Source organism: Psychrobacter sp. TB55-MNA-CIBAN-0194, assembly GCF_040309505.1.
Classification (GTDB): Bacteria; Pseudomonadota; Gammaproteobacteria; order Pseudomonadales; family Moraxellaceae; genus Psychrobacter; species Psychrobacter fozii.
This window is the reverse complement of sequence record NZ_JBEOOW010000683.1, coordinates 1-242: the sequence shown is the minus strand read 5'-3', so window position 1 is coordinate 242 and position 242 is coordinate 1. Positions and strand designations below refer to the sequence as shown.

Annotated in this window: 1 protein-coding gene; it reads right to left on the bottom strand. The window is 56.6% G+C overall.

Annotated elements, in window-relative coordinates; all coding sequences use genetic code 11:
• On the bottom strand, nucleotides 1-227 hold a 227-nt coding region (locus AAEY75_RS16720; protein WP_352260281.1), incomplete at its 3' end, for a hypothetical protein.
• Nucleotides 228-242 lie beyond the last annotated feature (15 nt).

Below are 242 nucleotides of genomic sequence, written 5' to 3'. Positions count from 1 at the left end.
ATCCTGGACTGCTTTTCCTCGACTACTGAGTTGGCGATCATCACGCCGTAATAGATCGCCGACATCATGAACAGGACACTGAAGACGATGGCCAGTATGTATCCGACGGCCTCCGATGTGCCGTCTGAGGGCCTCACCTGTCCTGTCTGAAGAGACATCCCCTTGGTCATAGTCGACGCATCGACCCCAGCAACCTTGGCATTGTCAGCCACCGCTGCAACAGCCACGGCTCTCTCCATGGC